The organism is Kocuria rhizosphaericola, assembly GCF_044462205.1.
Lineage (GTDB): Bacteria > Actinomycetota > Actinomycetes > Actinomycetales > Micrococcaceae > Kocuria > Kocuria rhizosphaericola.
In genome coordinates this window covers 17526-35249 of record NZ_JBISWK010000024.1, presented here as the reverse complement: position 1 = coordinate 35249, position 17724 = coordinate 17526, and the positions used below count along the sequence as shown (strand labels likewise).

The 17724-nt window shown below is 73.3% G+C and carries 14 protein-coding genes; all 14 read right to left on the bottom strand.

The genetic code is table 11. From position 1 onward, the window contains the following. Positions 1-100: 100 nt before the first annotated feature. The 14 genes from ACH9D2_RS02195 to ACH9D2_RS02130 all read right to left on the bottom strand — a co-directional run bounded on the left by ACH9D2_RS02195 (position 101) and on the right by ACH9D2_RS02130 (position 17718). Positions 101-1222, bottom strand: a complete 1122-nt coding sequence (locus tag ACH9D2_RS02195; protein ID WP_396361121.1) for an MBL fold metallo-hydrolase — start codon at positions 1220-1222, stop codon at positions 101-103. Between the two features lie 219 nt (positions 1223-1441). Further along, positions 1442-1969, bottom strand: a complete 528-nt coding sequence (locus tag ACH9D2_RS02190) for a hypothetical protein (protein WP_396361120.1) — start codon at positions 1967-1969, stop codon at positions 1442-1444. Positions 1970-2298: 329 nt separating this feature from the next. Continuing rightward, positions 2299-3780 carry a glutamate--cysteine ligase gene (locus ACH9D2_RS02185; protein ID WP_396361119.1) on the bottom strand — a complete coding sequence of 494 codons (1482 nt, stop codon included), beginning with the start codon at positions 3778-3780 and terminating at the stop codon, positions 2299-2301. Between the two features lie 128 nt (positions 3781-3908). Then, the gene (locus ACH9D2_RS02180; RefSeq protein ID WP_396361118.1) at positions 3909-6023 is read right to left on the bottom strand and encodes a primosomal protein N' family DNA-binding protein; all 2115 of its coding nucleotides are present in this window, start codon (positions 6021-6023) and stop codon (positions 3909-3911) included. A gap of 2 nt (positions 6024-6025) precedes the next feature. Then, positions 6026-7231, bottom strand: coding sequence for a methionine adenosyltransferase (metK, locus tag ACH9D2_RS02175; RefSeq protein WP_396361117.1), 1206 nt, complete (start codon positions 7229-7231; stop codon positions 6026-6028). Between the two features lie 105 nt (positions 7232-7336). Continuing rightward, positions 7337-8563 (bottom strand): bifunctional phosphopantothenoylcysteine decarboxylase/phosphopantothenate--cysteine ligase CoaBC, encoded by a 1227-nt coding sequence (gene coaBC / locus ACH9D2_RS02170; RefSeq protein ID WP_396361116.1) that lies wholly within the window; start codon positions 8561-8563, stop codon positions 7337-7339. A gap of 34 nt (positions 8564-8597) precedes the next feature. Then, on the bottom strand, positions 8598-9143 hold the full coding sequence (rpoZ, locus tag ACH9D2_RS02165) for a DNA-directed RNA polymerase subunit omega (protein WP_396361115.1): 546 nt from the start codon (positions 9141-9143) through the stop codon (positions 8598-8600). 29 nt (positions 9144-9172) lie between these two features. Then, positions 9173-9772 carry a guanylate kinase gene (gene gmk, locus ACH9D2_RS02160; protein ID WP_396361114.1) on the bottom strand — a complete coding sequence of 200 codons (600 nt, stop codon included), beginning with the start codon at positions 9770-9772 and terminating at the stop codon, positions 9173-9175. 71 nt (positions 9773-9843) lie between these two features. Further along, entirely contained in the window at positions 9844-10158 is a 315-nt protein-coding gene (gene mihF / locus ACH9D2_RS02155) for an integration host factor, actinobacterial type (protein ID WP_396361113.1), read from the bottom strand. A 176-nt stretch (positions 10159-10334) separates the two neighbouring features. Beyond that, a complete protein-coding gene (gene pyrF, locus ACH9D2_RS02150) occupies positions 10335-11240 on the bottom strand; it encodes an orotidine-5'-phosphate decarboxylase (RefSeq protein WP_396361112.1) in 906 nt (301 codons plus the stop codon). Beyond that, complete coding sequence (gene carB / locus ACH9D2_RS02145; protein WP_396361111.1) at positions 11233-14553, bottom strand: carbamoyl-phosphate synthase large subunit; 3321 nt, start codon at positions 14551-14553, stop codon at positions 11233-11235. The genes pyrF and carB overlap by 8 nt, the downstream gene beginning before the upstream one ends. Position 14554: 1 nt before the next feature. Continuing rightward, the gene (carA, locus tag ACH9D2_RS02140) at positions 14555-15793 is read right to left on the bottom strand and encodes a glutamine-hydrolyzing carbamoyl-phosphate synthase small subunit (RefSeq protein ID WP_396361110.1); all 1239 of its coding nucleotides are present in this window, start codon (positions 15791-15793) and stop codon (positions 14555-14557) included. A gap of 65 nt (positions 15794-15858) precedes the next feature. Then, the gene (locus tag ACH9D2_RS02135; RefSeq protein WP_396361109.1) at positions 15859-16362 is read right to left on the bottom strand and encodes a PH-like domain-containing protein; all 504 of its coding nucleotides are present in this window, start codon (positions 16360-16362) and stop codon (positions 15859-15861) included. Positions 16363-16401: 39 nt separating this feature from the next. Next, positions 16402-17718, bottom strand: coding sequence for a dihydroorotase (locus ACH9D2_RS02130; protein WP_396361108.1), 1317 nt, complete (start codon positions 17716-17718; stop codon positions 16402-16404). Positions 17719-17724: the final 6 nt, after the last annotated feature.

Sequence of the window (17724 nt, the reverse complement as noted above, 5' to 3'; positions counted from 1 at the left end):
CGGACATCAAGCAACAACAGTTTTGCCCTCACTTCTGGGACGCGACTCGCCCCTCATGGGCGCCGGGAAGACATACGTGCTGCTCATCAGGGGGCATGCCCTATAGCCCGATCTCGTCCAGGTCGGCCCCGACGACCAGCCGGCCGCTGTAGCCCTGGTGCGCCGCCTGCCACTTCTCGAACGGCCAGCTGCCGGGCACGAAGTGGTTGAGCACGAGGGTCGGGACACCGGCCTTCTCCGCGATGGCGCCGACCTCTTCGACGGGAGTGTGGGACTTGATGAGGTGCTGGAACGCGGCCTCGTCCTCGGGACTACGGGGTTCCGGATAGCGCTGGGCCGCCCATTCGGTGGCGATCACCTCGTGCACCAGCACGTCGGCGCCCCGTGCCATCCGAATGAGGTTCTCGCTGGGCCCGGTGTCCCCGGAGAAGACGACGCTGCCGTCATCGGTGTCGAAGCGGAAGGCGAAGGACGGGAAGATCGGAGCATGCTGGACGAGGGTCGCGGAGACCTCCACCCGGTCGTCCTCGTAGAAGACCACCGGCTTCATCCGCGGGTGCGGATCGCCGTTCGGGTCGTCGACGAGCCGCTCCGGCAGGGCGATGTCGTGGCCGGCGAACATGTCCTGCGGGGCAGGCATGCCACCGTCGATGGCTCGGTCGTTGAAGTCCGTGGCGAAGGCGCGCACGAGCATCCCGATCATCTCTTCGGTGCCCGGGGTGGGATTGTCGGGGGCGGTGATGGGTGGCATCGGGTGGGTGCCGGTCTTCGGCGGCAGGATCCCGCGGTTGCCGGGTCCCCACACCGGGACGGGGCGGTCCGCGGCCACCAGACCGTTGTAGGCGCCCAGGCTGAGGATGTTCGACAGGTCGTTGATGTGGTCCGAGTGCAGGTGGGTGAGGAAGATCGCGCGCAGGTCGCTCAGTGCGGCCCTGGCCTGCCAGTTCCCGAGCTTGGCGTCCATCAGCCGGAATCCGACGCCCTCGCCGGTGTCGACCAGGTAGTAGCGGTCACCGACGACCAGCGCGCTGGCGATACCCCTCCGCGGCGGCTCGGTGGTGCCCCAGCCCGGCCCACCACTGGTGCCCAGAAGGACGACCTTGGTCCGCGCGTCGGAGCGCAACGGCGCCCTGGACCCCGCAGCCGAAGCCGCGGCGGCCGGCGTCAGGAGCGGAACTGCCCCGGCAGCGGCGAGACCGCCGAGCACCGTGCGCCGTGACAAGGGATGATTTTGAGCGGACATCGTGGACTCCTGGGGCAGGCTGCAACGAGACGCACTTCACACTAGCCCGCAGACCGTCGGCTCGACAGCCGTAGGACATTGGCCCTCTTCTCGCTCATCCCGGGTGTCCTCACCGGCCGATGCACCCCGCGGGTGCGCGCTGCTCCTTGTCCGCCTCAGCACCCCGCCGTGCAAGGGCCGGGTGCCACAACCCATGGCTCACGAAGCGGCCGCCGAAGGACGGGTGACTCGGGGCGCGTGTGGCGACTCGGACGGAATGTGCCTGCAGTCCGCCTGCTGTGTCGGATCGTCCATGGTGGCCGCTCCATTCGTGTCGATGACCTCGAGGATCGCTCGAAGCCCGTCGGGGTCGATCTGAACGAGAGCCCGCGCTGCGGAGTTGCGAACCTCGGCTCGCCGGAGGGCTCGCACCGTGTGCCGTTCCTGCTCCACCTGTTGCGGCAGGGGGCCGTCCTCCTGCACGAGGTGTCTCGGGTCCCCTCCGAACACGTCCCCCAGGGCTCGGAGCAGTTTCTCGTCGGGGCGCACGCGGGTGTCTGCCGTCCTGTGGCCGTGCCGTTTCGTCCGTGAGATGGCCACGCCGCGGTCTTTGAGGCCCTGCTGGATCGCGGCGAAGTCGTAGGGCTCCCCTGCTTCGGTGCGCAGGGTGTTCGACAGCGGGTTGCTCTTGTCGGCCAAGATCTGGGCCGACCGTTCCCGGTCGGCCCCCACGTCTTTTCTCCTCATGTCACGATCCAGGCGTGGACGCCGCCCAGGAAGACCTGCCCGTAGACGACGCCGCTGCACCGCCCGCAGCAGCCGAACCGCCACGGCCACGGCCACGGCCACGACGGACGAAGGCACCTTCCCCAGCGCCGTCGCCGCGGCCCTGGGCCATCGGTCCCAGCGCCCGGGTCATGGTCGCCGTGGTCGCTCCCCGTGCCGCGGCCGGCCTCACGCACCACCTGGGCTGGGCCGCCGACCGCCCCCTCGGCACCACCCTGGGTCTCGGCCTGGCGCTGGCCCTGCTGCTGCCGGGGCCGGACCCCGGAGCCTCGGACCGGCCGGGGAGCGGTCTACGGGACAGGCCAGGTGTGCACCGGCTCGTTGCCGTCCATGTGCTCGACATAGGTCTGCAGCATCCGGCGCAGGGCGGTGGGCCGGTCGACGCCGTGGCGCTCGAAGTGCTCGACCGCCCGGGTCTGCCACACCGCGCCGTTGACCCCCGAGACGCACCGGCCCTCGATGATGCCCAGGTAGCGCTCGCGCACCTCCGGGGCCACCCCCCACTCCTCGAGACCCTGGTGCGCCAGCGGGAGGAGGTGGCGCAGCACGAGCTCGTCGGCGCTGACCTCCCCGAAGCCCGGCCAGTAGAACCGGGCGTCGAGGCCGTGCCGGGCGGCGCGGGAGAAGTTCTCGGCGCAGGCCGGGAAGCTCATCCGGGTCCACACCGGCCGCTCCTGCCGGGCCAGCACCCGCGCGGCCCCGTAGTAGAACGCGGCGTTGGCCATCACGTCCGTGATCGTCGGGCCCGCGGGCAGCACCCGGTTCTCGACCCGCAGGTGCGGGCGGCCGCCGACCACGTCGTAGATCGGCCGGTTCCAGCGGTAGACCGTCCCGTTGTGCAGCCGCAGCTCCGAGAGGTCCGGGGCCAGCCCGGCCCGCAGCTTCGCCGCCGGGTCCTCCTCGGAGCACTCGGCCAGCAGCGCCGGGAACCAGCGGACGTTCTCCTCGAACAGGTCGAAGATCGAGGTGATCCAGCGCTCGCCGAAGAACACCCGCGGGCGCACCCCCTGGTTCTTCAGCTCGACCGGGCGGGTGTCCGTGGCCTGGGCGAACAGCGCGATCCGCGTCTCCGCGTGCAGCCGCCGGCCGTAGAAGTACGGACTGTTCGCGCCCAGGGCGATCTGCGGGGCGGCCAGGGCCTGGGCGGCGTTCCAGTGCGCGGCGAACTCGGCCGGGGCGACCTGCAGGTGCAGCTGCACGCTCGTGCAGGCCGACTCGGGGGCGATCGAGTCGCACCAGGTGTCGAGCCGCTCGCCGCCGGGTCCGTCGATCTCGAGGCGGATGTCCTCCCCGCGGGCCACGAAGATCGAGTCGTTGAGCGCCGTGTAGCGGTTGTTGTCGCTGATCCACTCCTGCTCGTAGTGCTCGGGCCGCAGGGTGGGCAGGATCCCGATCGTCACGATCCTCGAGCCGACTCCGCGGGCCGCGGCGTCCGCGGCGTTGAGCGAGGCGCGCAGGTCCTCCTCGAGGTCGAGGGCGGCCCGCCCGGGCAGCGGGCGCGGGGGGACGTTGAGCTCGATGTTGTACCGCGCCAGCTCGGTCTGGTACCCGGGGTCCGCGATCGCGGCGAGCACCTCGTCGTTGTGGAAGTGCGGGTCGAACCGCCCGTCGACGAGGTTGAGCTCGATCTCCAGGCCCGTCATGGGGCGGTCGAACTCGAACGACGCGCGGGCGAGCATCTGCTCGAACACGTCGAGGTTCTCCCGGACCTTCGCCCGGTAGCGCTGGCGCTGCTCGCGCGTGTAGCTGCGGGAACTGACCTCTTCGCCCACGGTGGCCTCCGAATTCCGGCCGCGGTGCGGCCCCAGGACACCAACCAACCACACCGCGGCCCGCGCGCCAACACCCACCCGTCCTGGGCGGGTGCGGCTCTGCACGGATGCGAGGGGGCGCGCGGGACTCAGAGCAGGTCGGTGACGTCGCAGCGCACGTGCACCGGAGGGTGCTTGCGCAGCGCGGAGGCCTTCGACCGGGCGGCCCGCAGCCGGCGGGTGACCTCGCCGGCCACGCCGTAGCCGAAGAACAGCAGCGCCCGGTGCGGGGCCGGTTCCCCCTCCGGGCCGGGCTCGTGGTCCTCCAGGGGCGTGGGCCCGATGACCCGCACCGCGGGCGGCAGCTCGAGGTCGGCCAGGAACGCCGCGACCGCCGCGGCCGGGCCCGTCACGGCCGCCGAGCGCACCGCCGGGGGCAGGCCCAGGGACTGGCGCTCCACCAGCTCGCGCTCGGCGTAGCCGGCCGGGTCCCACCGCACGAGCGCGCCCACGGCGGCCTCGTGCTCCGCGGTGACCACCACGATCCCGCCGTCCCGGGCCCGGCGCACCAGCGCGGCGGCGTTGAACCAACGGCGCAGCGTCTGCTCCGCGGCGCGCAGGGCGGGGCGCATGAGCATCTGGTTGCCGTCCAGCAGCAGGGCCGCGGCGTAGCCGCCCTCCGCGACCGGTTCGGCGCCGGGGGTGGCCACGACGAGGGCGGGGGTCCCGGCGACGTCCGCGCGCACCGCGTCGCCCGAGGACGCCACGACGGGCACCTGCGGGAACGCCCTCCCGAGCTCCTCCGCGGTGCGCAGCGCTCCCACGGTGACCAGGCGCATCCGCGGGGACCCGCACGCGGCGCAGGCCCAGGAGTGCGCCGAGCGTCCGCACCACCCGCACCGGGGCACCCCGCGCCGGGACACGACCCCGAGAGGCCCCTCGCAGGCGGTGCAGCGGGCCGGCTCCCGGCAGCGCTTGCACGCGAGGTGCGGGGCGTAGCCGGCGCGGGCGACCTGGACCAGGACGGGGCCGCGCTCGAGGGCCTCGCGGGCGGCGCGGTAGGCGGTCTCGGGCAGCCGCGCCCGGGAGGCGAGAGGGTCCCGGGCTGCGTGGAAGGAGTCGGCGGTGGACACGATCCGGGGCGTGTGGAGGCGCAGCACGTCCCGGGCGGGGGCGATCCGGCGCGCCCACCCGGAGACGACGAGCCGCTGGGCCTCGGGGCTGACGGCGTGCCCGGCGAACAGGGCCGCGCACCCGCTGCGCCCGGCCCGCAGCAGCAGCACGTCCCGGACGTGCTGGTAGGGGGCGCGCTGCTCGACGAGGTTCTCGTCGCCGTCGTCGAAGCAGGCCACGAGGCCGAGGTCGTCCACGGGGGCGTAGGCGGCGGAGCGGGTGCCCAGGACCACCCGGACCTGGCCGGTGGCCGCGGCGAGGAACGCCCGGTAGCGGGGCGTGGGGCCGTCCTCGGCGTGCAGGCGCACGAGGTGCTCACCGCCGATCTCGTCCACGACCGAGCGCTCCAGCCGCGCCAGCGCCTTCTGGTCCGCCACGACGGCGACCGCTCCGCGCCCGGCCCGCCAGGCCGCGCCGATCGCCGCGGCCAGCACGTCCGTCCAGTCGTGGGCGGGATGGGCGGGCAGCACCTCGGCCACGGCCCGCGGGGAGGCCCCGGCCGCCAGCTCCGCCAGGAACGCCGGCCCACCGGCGTAGTCCGCCAGCGCGGCGTCGTGGGAGGGGCCCGGGGCCTGCGGGGACAGACCGGTGGAGTGGCCCGGCGCCTCGGCCAGCCGCTGCTCGACCTCCTTCTCGACGCGGGCGACCCGGGGCGGGACGGCCACCCGGACGACGTCCGCGGCGGTGCCGGCCGAGCGGGCGGCGACGTCCTCGGCCAGCCTCGCGATCTCGGGGGCAAGCACCGGCAGCGGGGACATCACCCGGCGCAGGGGCTGGATCCGGTGCATGACCTCGGAGTCGGCGGTGCGCTCGAGCACGTAGCCCGTCAGCTCCTGGCCCCCGAAGCCGACCTTGACGCGGGCGCCCGGCACGGCCGCCTGGGCCAGCTCGGCCGGCACGAGGTAGTCGAACGGCCGGTCCAGGTGCGGGACGTGGGTGTCCAGCAGCACCCGGGCCACGGGGTCGTGCTCGGCCGGCCGGACCGCGCCCACGCCCTTCGCGTCCGCACGCGGCGGCAGGGGCGGGAAACCCGAGAGGAGCGACAGCTGCCGCGGGCCCTCCGCGGCTGCCCCGGGGTCCTCCGGGTCCACGGTCAGATCCCGGCGGCCGACCGCAGGTCCGCGACGCGGTCGGTGCGCTCCCAGGTGAACTCGGGCTCGGGGCGGCCGAAGTGCCCGTGCGCGGCGGTCCGCGCGTAGATGGGGCGCTTGAGGTCGAGGTCCTCGATGATGGCCAGCGGCCGCAGGTCGAAGACCTCGTCGATGGCGCGCTCGATCCGCACGGGGTCGACCTTCTCGGTGCCGAAGGTCTCGACGTAGAGGCCCACGGGGGCGGCGCGCCCGATCGCGTATGCGACCTGGACCTCCACGCGGTCGGCCAGGCCGGCCGCCACCACGTTCTTGGCCACCCAGCGCATCGCGTAGGCCGCGGAGCGGTCGACCTTCGAGGGGTCCTTGCCGGAGAAGGCGCCTCCGCCGTGGCGGGCCATGCCGCCGTAGGTGTCCACGATGATCTTGCGCCCGGTCAGGCCGGCGTCCCCGACGGGGCCGCCGCGCACGAAGTTGCCGGCCGGGTTGATGATGATCTGGGTCCCGGACAGGTCCAGCCCGGTGTCCTCGAGCACGGGGGTGATCACGCTCTGCCGCAGGTCGGAGGCGAGCTGGTCGAGGTCGTAGCCCTCGACGTGCTGGGAGGAGACCACCACGGTGTCCACGGCCACCGGCCGGTGGCCGTCGTAGCCGAGGGTGACCTGCGTCTTGCCGTCGGGGCGCAGGCCCGGCAGCACGGCGGTCTTGCGGACGCGGGTGAGCTGCTCGGAGAGGCGGTGGGCGATGAAGATCGGCGCCGGCATCAGCACCTCGGTCTCGTCGGACGCGTATCCGAACATGATGCCCTGGTCCCCGGCGCCCTGGGCGTCGCGGGCGTCGCGGGCGGTGCCCTCGCGGACCTCGAGGGACTGGAACACGCCCTCGTAGATCTCCGGGGACTGCTCCCCCACGCTGATCGACACCCCGCAGAACTCGCCGTCGAAGCCGTGCACCGAGGAGTTGTAGCCGATGTCCAGCAGGGTCTTGCGCACCACGTTGGGGATCTCCACGTACCCGCGGGTCTTCACCTCGCCGGCGACGTGGACCAGCCCCGTGGTCACCATGGTCTCGACCGCCACGGAGGACTCGGGGTCCTGGCGCAGCAGATCGTCCAGGATGGAGTCGCTGATCTGGTCGCAGATCTTGTCGGGGTGTCCCTCCGTGACGGACTCGGAGGTGAACAGTCTCAGGTGCTGGGTCGTCTCGCTCACGGGAGACCACACTACCGGGCGGCCCGGACGGCGCAGCGCCGCCCCGGCTCGGGCCCGTCGGGACCGGCGGCGAACGCGGTCGGCAGAGGGACGGACGCGGCCGGTTCAGGCGCGGGCGCCGGCCAGTTCCTGCGCGATCCGCGCCACGAGCCCGCGGGCCACGTCCGCCTTGGACCCCTCCAGGAGCTGCTCGGGGGTGCCGTCGGCGCTGAGCACGGTCAGGGCGGTGGTGTCCTGGCCGAACACCAGGTTCTCCCCCACGTGGTTCACGGCCAGCAGGTCGCACCCCTTGCGCACGAGCTTCTGTCGCCCGAACGTCAGCGGGTCGGTCTCGGCGTCACCGGTCTCGGCGGCGAAGCCGACGAGGAGCTGACGGCGCCGGGCGGTGTTGCGCAGGTCCACGAGCTCCCGCAGGACGTCGGGGTTGCGCACCAGCTCGATCACGGGGTTGGACCCGTCCTCGGCCTTCTTCAGCTTGGCGTCGGCGATCCGGGCCGGGCGGTAGTCGGCCACCGCGGCGGCCATCACCACGACGTCGGCGCGCACCGCGGCGCGCACGCAGGCCCGGCGCAGCAGCTCGGCGGTGCCGGCGTGCACGACCTCGACACCGGCGGGCACCGGGGTCTCCAGGTGCGCGGCCACGAGCGTCACCGCGGCGCCGGCGTCCCGGGCGGCGGCGGCGATCGCCACGCCCTGCTTGCCGGAGGAGCGGTTGCCCAGGAACCGGACGGGGTCGAGGGGCTCGCGGGTGCCGCCCGCGCTCACGAGCACCCGCGTGCCGGCCAGCGGGCCGCCGGAGGTGTCACCGCGGCCGGCAAGGGCCAGCGCGGCGTCACGGACGACCTCGGGCTCGGGCAGCCGGCCGGGGCCGGAGTCGGGTCCGGTGAGCCGTCCGTCGGCCGGTTCCAGGACGGTGTGCCCGTGGGCGCGCAGCACCGCGACGTTGGCCTGCACGGCGGGGTTGAGCCACATCTCGGTGTGCATCGCCGGGGCGAACAGCACCGGGGCGCGGGTGGCGAGCAGCGTGGTGGTCAGCAGGTCGTCGGCGTGCCCGTGGGCGGCTCGCGCCAGCAGGTCGGCGGTCGCCGGGGCGACGACGACGAGATCGGCGGCCTGGCCCTGGTGGACGTGGTTGACCTCCTCGACCCGGTCGAAGACGTCCGTGCTGACCCGCTGGCCCGAGAGCGCCTCCCAGGTGGGGGCGCCCACGAAGCGCAGTGCGGCCTCGGTGGGGACGGGCACCACCGTGTGGCCGCTCTCGGTGAACAGCCGCAGCAGCAGCGCCGCCTTGTACGCGGCGATGCCCCCGCCGACGCCGAGGACGATCCTCATGCCGCCGCGCCCCGTCGCTGGGGTGCCGGCCGGCTCACAGGTCCCGGAGGTCCCCGGGCTCCCGCCCCGGCTCCTCCGGAGCGGCGTCCGCGGCGTCGCCGGCGCCGTCGGCGGTGTTGTCCTCGCCGCTGCCGGGCAGGTCGCCCAGCGGCTCGGCCGGGGCCTCGGAGCCCGAGGAGAAGTCCACCGAGGTGCCGCCGGAGAAGGCGGCGTCCGCGGAGAAGTCCACGGCGCTCTCCTCGGTGCCCTGGGCGAAGAAGTCGGCGCCGAAGACGTCGGCGGCGAGGTCGGCCTCCGTGGTGAGCTGACCGTTCTCGGCGAACCCGGCGTGCTCGACCGGGCGGCCCTCGATGAGGCCCTCGTCGATCTCGCGGAACGAGATCGACAGCGGCTTCTCGTTGAGCTGGGTGTCCACGAGGGGACCGACGTACTCGAACAGGCCCTCGTGCAGCTGCGAGTAGTAGGCATTGATCTGCCGGGCCCGGCGGGCGCCGAAGATCACGAGCCCGTACTTGGAGTCGGACTTCTTCAGCAGGGCGTCGATCGGCGGGTTGATGATGCCTTCGGTGTGGGTAGACAAGCGATTGCTCCAGACGGGGTGGACGGGTATCAGGATGCCTGCTCGGGGTCGACCCCCATGAGCTGCACGAGTTCGGCGGCGGCGCGCTCGACCCGGTCGTTGATCACGGTGTGGTCGAACTCCGGCTCTGCCGCGAGCTCCAGTTTAGCGGTTTCCAGCCGGACCCGCTGTTCCGCGGCCGTCTCGGTGCCCCGGCCGACGAGCCGGGCGACCATCTCGTCCCAGCTGGGCGGGGCGAGGAACACGAAGTTGGCCTCCGGCATGGTGTTGCGGATCTGGCGGGCGCCCTGCAGGTCGATCTCGAGCAGGACGCTGCGCCCGCGCTCGAGGGCCTGCTCCACGGTGGAGCGCAGCGTGCCGTAGCGGTGCGAGTTGTGCACCACGGCCCACTCCAGCAGCTGGCCGTCGCGGGCCATCGCGTCGAACTCCTCGTCGGAGACGAAGAAGTAGTGGGTGCCGTCGATCTCCCCCGGGCGGGGGTCCCGGGTGGTCGCGGACACGGACAGCCACACCTGGGGGTAGTGGTCCCGGACGTAGGTCGAGACCGTGCCCTTGCCCACGGCCGTGGGTCCGGCGAGCACGGTCAGGGACGGGCGCGCGGCGCGGGGCGCGTCGGGGCTCACGGGCATCCTCCTGGGACTGGGGTGTTTCCCCCAATCTATCGGATCGCGCCCGGGCCCCCGCGCCCCGCCCGCGGGCCTCAGCGGTCGAGGTGCTCGATGAGCGCCTTGCGCTGGTGCACGCCGAGCCCGCGCAGCCGCCGGGTGCGGGCGATGCCGATCTCGTCCATGATGGCCGCGGAACGGACCTTGCCGATGCCGGGGGTGGCCTCGAGCAGGTCCGAGACCTTCAGCCGGCTCACGGCCTCGTCCCGGTCCGCGCGGTCGAGGATCTCGGCGACCGTCAGGCGGCGTTCGCGCAGCCCCTTCTTCACGTCGGCGCGCGCCGTCCGTGCCCTGGTTGCCTTCTCCCGCGCGGCGGCTCGCTCCTCATCGGTCAACGGACGCAGTGCCATGTGGTTCCTCCTCGTCGCCACGGACTGCAGCCCCCGTCCCACGAGAGGACGGACAGCCCGTTTGCTAAAGAAACTACATGAAGATCGATGCTCTGCCACGCGACACGACCGGGGCGTGACCAGGGGTGTCGTCGCCGGGGACCGGGGCGGAGCGTCCGCGGGGAGGGATCCGGGGCTCAGCCCAGCGCGACCGCCAGCTCCCCGGCGGAGCGGCGGACGGCCTCCCGCAGCGCCGCGGCGTCCGGTCCGCGGCGCAGGATGGCCCGGCTCGAGGCCGCGAGCACCTGGCCGGCCGCGGCGCCGAACACGGCCGGGAGCTCCTCGGCGCGGGCGCCCTGCGCGCCGTAGCCGGGGGCGAGCAGCGGGCCGCGCACGGCCGTGAGGTCGATGCCCAGCTCGGTCAGGGCGTTGCCGACCGTGGCGCCCACCACGAGTCCGCAGGAGCCCAGGCCGGCCCGGGCGGCGGGCCCGCCCCCGGCCCCGAGGAGCCGGGCGTTCTCGGCCGCGGCCGCGGCGCACACGGATCCCGCCACCGACTCCTGGCCCCCGACGTGCTGGACGGAGCGGCCCTCGGGATTGGAGGTGAGCGCCAGCACGAACGTGCCGCGGCCGGTGCGGGCGGCCAGGTCCAGGGCCGGGCGCAGCGACTCGAAGCCGAGGTACGGGCTCAGCGTCACGGCGTCCGCCGCGAGCGGGGACCCCTCCCCCAGCCACGCGGCCGCGTAGGCCTCCATCGTGGAGCCGATGTCTCCGCGCTTGGCGTCGGCGACGGTCAGCAGGCCCGCCTGCCGCGCCTGCGCGAGCAGCTCCTCGAGCACGGCGAACCCGGCGGCGCCGTACGGCTCGTACAGCGCCACCTGGGGTTTGAGCGCGGCGGCGTGGCCGGCGGCCGCCTCCAGGACCGTCAGCGTGAACCGGCGCAGGCCCTCGGCGGAGCGGGGCAGGCCCCACGCGTCCAGCAGGCCCGGGTGCGGGTCGACGCCCACGCACAGGGGGCCGTGCTCGTCCATCACCGCGCCCAGCCGCGCGCCGAAGGGCGTGCGGCCGGGCGCGGAGGGCGCCGGGGCGGCGGGCTCAGGCACGCACGACCTCGGGCTCGTCGGCGCGCAGGAGCGCCTCCAGGCGCTGCTCGTGCTCCTGCAGGCTCGTCACGTCCCACGTGTAGGAGCGCAGCGCGGTGACGGCCTGCAACGCGGCGCCCAGCACGGAGACCGTGGTCATCAGCGGCACGCCCACGCTGGTGGCCGCGGCGCGGATCTCGTAGCCGTCCCCGCGGGCGGCACCGCCGGCCGGCGTGTTGAAGATCAGGTCGATCTCCCCGTCCGCGATGAGGTCCACGATGGTCCGCTCACCGGGGGCCGTCTCCCGGATCTTGCGGACCACGGTGGACTCGATGCCGTTGCGGCGCAGCACGTCGGCGGTCCCGCCCGTGGCGAGGATCTCGAAGCCCAGGTCGCGGAACATCCGCACGTAGGCGATCGAGGAGCGCTTGTCCTTGTTGGCCACCGAGACGAACATCCGCCCGGACGTGGGCAGGGAGACGTTCGCCGCGGCCTGGGCCTTGGCGAAGGCGGTGTCGAAGTACTTGTCCAGGCCCATGACCTCGCCGGTGGAGCGCATCTCCGGGCCGAGCAGGGAGTCGACCACGGCCCCCTCGGCGGTGCGGAACCGCGCGAAGGGCAGGACGGCCTCCTTCACGGCCACCGGGGCCGAGGCCGGCAGCGTGCTCCCGTCGATCCGCTGGGGCAGGTGCCCCTGGGCCCGCAGCTGGGCGATGGTCGTGCCGGTGCCGATCAGGGCCGCGGCCTTGGCCAGCTGCACGCCCGTGGCCTTGGAGACGAACGGCACGGTGCGGGAGGCCCGCGGGTTGGCCTCGATGACGTAGAGGATGTCGGAGGCCACGGCGAACTGGATGTTGATGAGCCCGCACACGCCCACGCCGCAGGCGATGGCCAGGGTGGCCTCGCGCACGCGCTCGACCACGTCCGGGCCGAGGGTGATGGAGGGCAGGGTGCACGCGGAGTCGCCGGAGTGGATGCCGGCCTCCTCGAGGTGCTCCATGACCCCGCCCACGTAGAGCTCCCGGCCGTCGTAGAGGGCGTCCACGTCGATCTCGATGGCGTCCTCGAGGAACTTGTCGATCAGCGCGGGCCGCGAGGACGAGACCTCGGTGGCGTTCTGCAGGTAGCGGGCCAGGGCGGGCTCGTCGTAGACGATCTCCATGCCGCGGCCGCCGAGCACGTACGAGGGGCGCACGAGCACCGGGTAGCCGATGTCGTCCGCGATCCGCTTGGCGTCCGCGAAGGTGGACGCCGTGCCGTTCTTCGGCTGGCGCAGGCCGGCCTCGCCGAGCACGCGGGCGAACTCCCCGCGGTCCTCGGCGAGGTCGATGGCCTCCGGGGTGGTGCCGAGGATCGGCACCCCCGCGGCCTTGAGCTGGGCGGCGAGCTTGAGCGGGGTCTGTCCGCCCAGCTGCACGAACACCCCGAGCAGCCCGCCGGTGCGCCGCTCGGTCTCGACGACCTCCATGACGTCCTCGAAGGTCAGCGGCTCGAAGTACAGCCGCGTGGAGACGTCGTAGTCGGTGGAGACGGTCTCCGGGTTGCAGTTGACCATGACGGTCTCGTACCCGGCCTCGCGCAGCACCATGGACGCGTGCACGCAGGAGTAGTCGAACTCGATCCCCTGCCCGATCCGGTTCGGCCCGGAGCCCAGGATCATGATCGAGGGACGCTCGTGCCGGCCCACCTCGTTCTCCTCGTCGTAGGAGGAGTAGTGGTAGGGGGTGAACGCCTCGAACTCCGCCGCGCACGTGTCGACGGTCTTGAACACCGGGCGGATGCCCAGCGCGTGGCGCACGCCGCGCACCACGTCCTCGGCCAGGTGGGCGAGCTCGCCGATCTGCGCGTCGGAGAAGCCGTGCCGCTTGGCCAGGCGCAGGGTGCGGACCGTGAGGTCGCCGTCCTGGCGCACGACGTCGGCGACCTCGTTGAGCAGCACCAGCTGGTCGAGGTACCAGGGGTCGATGCCCGTGGCCTCGTAGAGCCGTTCCACGGACGCGCCGGCCAGCAGGGCCTGCTGGACCTGCCGGATGCGCTCCGTGGTGGGCGTGCGCGTGGCGTCGACGAGCCGCGCCAGGGCGTCGTCGTCGAGCTCGGGGCGCACGAACGAGAAGCTGGAGTCCTTCTGCTCGAGGGAGCGCATGGCCTTCTGCAGCGCCTCGGTGAAGTTGCGCCCGATCGCCATGGCCTCGCCCACGGACTTCATGGTGGTGGTCAGCGTGGGGTCCGCGGCCGGGAACTTCTCGAACGCGAAGCGCGGGATCTTCACGACGACGTAGTCCAGCGTCGGCTCGAAGGACGCCGGGGTCTTGCGGGTGATGTCGTTGGGGATCTCGTCGAGGGTGTAGCCCAGCGACAGCTTCGTGGCGATCTTGGCGATCGGGAAGCCGGTGGCCTTCGAGGCGAGGGCCGAGGAGCGGGAGACCCGCGGGTTCATCTCGATGACGACGACGCGGCCGGTGTCCGGCTCGATCGCGAACTGGATGTTGCACCCGCCGGTGTCGACGCCGACCTCGCGGATCACGGCGATCGCGATGTCCCGCAGGTTCTGGTACTCGCGGTCGGTCAGCGTCATGGCCGGGGCCACGGTGATCGAGTCCCCGGTGTGCACCCCGACCGGGTCGAAGTTCTCGATGGAGCACACGACCACGACGTTGTCGTGCTTGTCGCGCATCATCTCCAGCTCGTACTCCTTCCAGCCGAGGATGGACTCCTCGAGGAGCACCTCGGAGGTCGGGCTGTACTGGATGCCGGCGCCGGCGATGCGGTGCAGGTCCTCCTCGTCGTAGGCCATCCCCGAGCCCAGGCCGCCCATCGTGAAGGACGGGCGGACCACCATGGGGTAGCCCAGCTCCTCGGCCGCGGCCAGGGCCTCGGGCATGGAGTGCACGATGACCGAGCGGGCGGACTCGGCGCCGCAGCGCTCCACCACGCCCTTGAACTTCTCGCGGTCCTCGCCGAGGTTGATGGCCTCGACGTTGGCGCCGATCAGCTCCACGCTGTACTTCTCGAGCACGCCGTTGCCGTCGAGGGCGATCGCCGTGTTGAGCGCGGTCTGACCGCCCAGGGTGGGCAGCAGGGCGTCGGGGCGCTCCTTGGCGATGATCTTCTCCACCACCTCGGGGGTGATGGGCTCCACGTAGGTCGCGTCGGCGAACTCGGGGTCGGTCATGATGGTCGCCGGGTTGGAGTTCACGAGGATCACCCGCAGGCCCTCCTCCTTGAGCACCCGGAGGGCCTGCGTGCCCGAGTAGTCGAACTCCGCGGCCTGCCCGATGACGATCGGCCCGGAGCCGATGACCAGAACGCTGGTGAGATCTGTCCTGCGCGGCATGTCAGTTCTGCCCTTCTTCCTGTGCGTCCTGTGCGCTCTGGGCGCCGCCGGGGACGGCGTTGTCGATGGTCGGGTCGGCGCGGCCGTCCCGGTGGCTGTCCATCAGCTCGATGAACCGGCCGAAGAGGTAGGAGGCGTCGTGCGGGCCGGCGGCGGCCTCCGGGTGGTACTGCACCGAGAACGCGGGCAGGTCGAGGCAGTTGAGCCCCTCCACCACGTCGTCGTTGAGGCACACGTGGCTGACCTCGACGCGTCCGAACTCCCCCAGGGGCGCCTCGACCGGGCCGTCCAGGGGCGCGTCGACGGCGAAGCCGTGGTTGTGGGCGGTGATCTCCACGCGCGCGGTCTTCCGGTCCAGCACCGGCTGGTTGATCCCCCGGTGGCCGAAGACGAGCTTGTAGGTGCCGAAGCCCAAAGCCCGGCCGAGCAGCTGGTTGCCGAAGCAGATGCCGAAGAACGGGATGCCGGCGCGCAGCACCTCGCGCAGCGTCTCGATCTGCCGCTCGGCGGTGGCGGGGTCGCCGGGGCCGTTGGAGAAGAACACGCCGCGCGGGGCCAGGGCCCTGATCTGCTCGAAGCCGGTGTCGGCGGGCACCACGTGCACGCGCACCCCGCGCTCGGCGAAGCGGTGCGGGGTCATCGACTTGATGCCCAGGTCCACCGCCACGAGGTCGTGCAGCACCTCGCCGGTCCAGCCGTGCTCGGCGGGCTCGACGACGTAGGCCTCCGCGGCGGAGACGGTCTCGGCGAGCCGGCGTCCCTCCATCCGCTCGGCGGCGCCGACCTCGGCCACGAGCTCGGCGTCGGGGCGCAGCGCGGCGTCCCCGGAGAAGATCCCGCCGCGCATCGCGCCGCGGTCCCGCAGGTGGCGGGTGATGGCCCGGGTGTCGACGTCCTGGATGCCGACGACTCCCTGCGCGGCCAGCTGCTCGTCGAGGGAGCCCTCGGAGCGCCAGTTGGACGGGCGGCGGGCCGCGTCGCGCACGACGTAGCCGGACACCCAGATCCGGCGGGACTCGGCGTCGGCGGCGTTGACGCCGGTGTTGCCGATGTGCGGGGCGGTCTGCACGACGAGCTGGCCGGCGTAGGAGGGGTCGGTGATGGTCTCCTGGTAGCCGGTCATGCCGGTGGAGAACACGGCCTCGCCGAGGGCGGTGCCGAGCGCGCCGTAGGCGCGGCCGCGGAAGACGCGGCCGTCCTCCAGCACGAGCACGGCGGATTCAGTGGTGATCGAGGTCAAGGTCGTCCTCACGTTCAGGTCTGCGGGTCGGGAAGGCGTGGCGGCGGCGGGGTGCCGCCGGCGGGTCAGGAGTGCGGTGCCGGGACGATCGCCTCCACGGCGGCCAGGAGGCGCTGCTTGTCCTCGGCCCGCTGGGTGCGGAAGCCGGTGTCCACCACGGTGGAGCCCAGCGACCAGGTGAGCACGGCGAGCCCGTCCTTCTCCACGAACTTGCCGACCATCCCGGAGCTGGTTCCCACGGCCACGACGTCCGCGGCGGGGACGAACAGGGCCGGGGCGCCCTGCCGGTCGAACAGCACGCCGTCGTCGAGGACCAGGGCCGTCGCCCGGGCGCGGACGCCCAGCCCGTGGGCGGCGATCCGCTCGAGCGGGGCGCCGGTCTCCGTGGTGCTCACGTACATGCCCGGGACCACGAGCCGGGGCTCGCGCTCCTCGATCCCCGCGGGCGGCTCGGCCGGCGCGGCGATCCCCGACTGGCGTCGCACGCGCGTGGTCCAGCCCCGGCGGAGCAGGGCGAAGATCACGGCGATGAGGATGACCGTGACGAGCACGGTGGTGAGCTGGTCCATGGGACGGGGGCCTCCGGGCGGTGGAAGGGGTCGGAGCGGTCAGGCGGCGGGCGCCGGGGCGGGGGCGTGGAGCTTCCCGTCGAGGACGGTGGGGTGGCCGCGGAAGAAGGTGGCCCGGACGGCGCCGGGCAGCTCCATGCCGCGGTAGGGGCTGTTGCGGCCCTTGGACGCGTGCCGGGCGGGGTCCACCACGGTGGTCGCCGCCGGGTCCCACAGGGTGATGTTCGCCGGCTCGCCCTCGGCGAGCGGCCGGCCCTGAGTGGCGAGGCGGCCGATCCGGGCAGGGGTCGCGGAGGTGATCCGGGCGACGTCGCGCCAGGTCAGGAGGCCGGTGTCGACGAGGCTCAGCTGGACCACGGACAGCGCGGTCTCGAGCCCGGTCATCCCGTTGGCCGCGCACGACCACTCGCACTCCTTGTCCTCGGCCGGGTGCGGCGCGTGGTCGGTGCCGATCACGTCGATGGTGCCGTCGGCCACGGCCTCGCGCAGGGCCTGCACGTCCTCGTCCGTGCGCAGCGGCGGGTTGACCTTGTACACCGGGTCGAAGCTGCGGACCCGCTCGTCGGTGAGCAGCAGGTGGTGCGGGGTGGCCTCGGCGGTCACGTCGATGCCGCGCTGCTTGGCCCAGCGGACGATGTCCACGGAGCCCCGGGTGGAGAGGTGGCAGATGTGCACGCGGGAACCGACGTGCTCGGCGAGCAGGACGTCGCGGGCGATGACGGCCTCCTCCGCGACGGCGGGCCAGCCCGTCAGCCCGAGCTCGGCGGACACGGAGCCCTCGTTCATCTGGGCGCCCTCGGTCAGCCGCGGCTCCTGGGCGTGCTGGGCCACGACGCCGTCGAAGCCCTTGACGTACTCGAGAGCCCGCCGCATCAGCACGGGGTCGTGCACGCACATGCCGTCGTCGGAGAACATCCGCACGCCGGCGCGGGACTCGGCCATCGCCATGATCTCGGACAGCCGCTCGCCCTTGAGGCCCACGGTCACGGCGCCCACGGGACGGACGTCGACCCAGCCCGCGGTGCGGCCCAGCTCGTGGACCTGCTCCACGACACCGGCCGTGTCCGCCACGGGATCGGAGTTCGCCATCGCGAAGACAGCGGTGTAGCCGCCGAGCGCGGCCGCCCGAGTGCCCGTCTCGACGGTCTCGGCGTCCTCCCGGCCCGGCTCGCGCAGGTGCGTGTGGATGTCCACGAGACCGGGCAGGGCCACGAGCCCGGAGGCGTCCACGAGGCGTGCGCCGCCCGCCTCCGCGGCGAGGTCGGGGCCGATGCGCCGGATCACGCCGTCCTCGACGAGGATGTCGGCGGTCTGCTCGCCGAGCAGCTGGGCGCCCTGGATGAGGTACGAGGTCACGAGAGG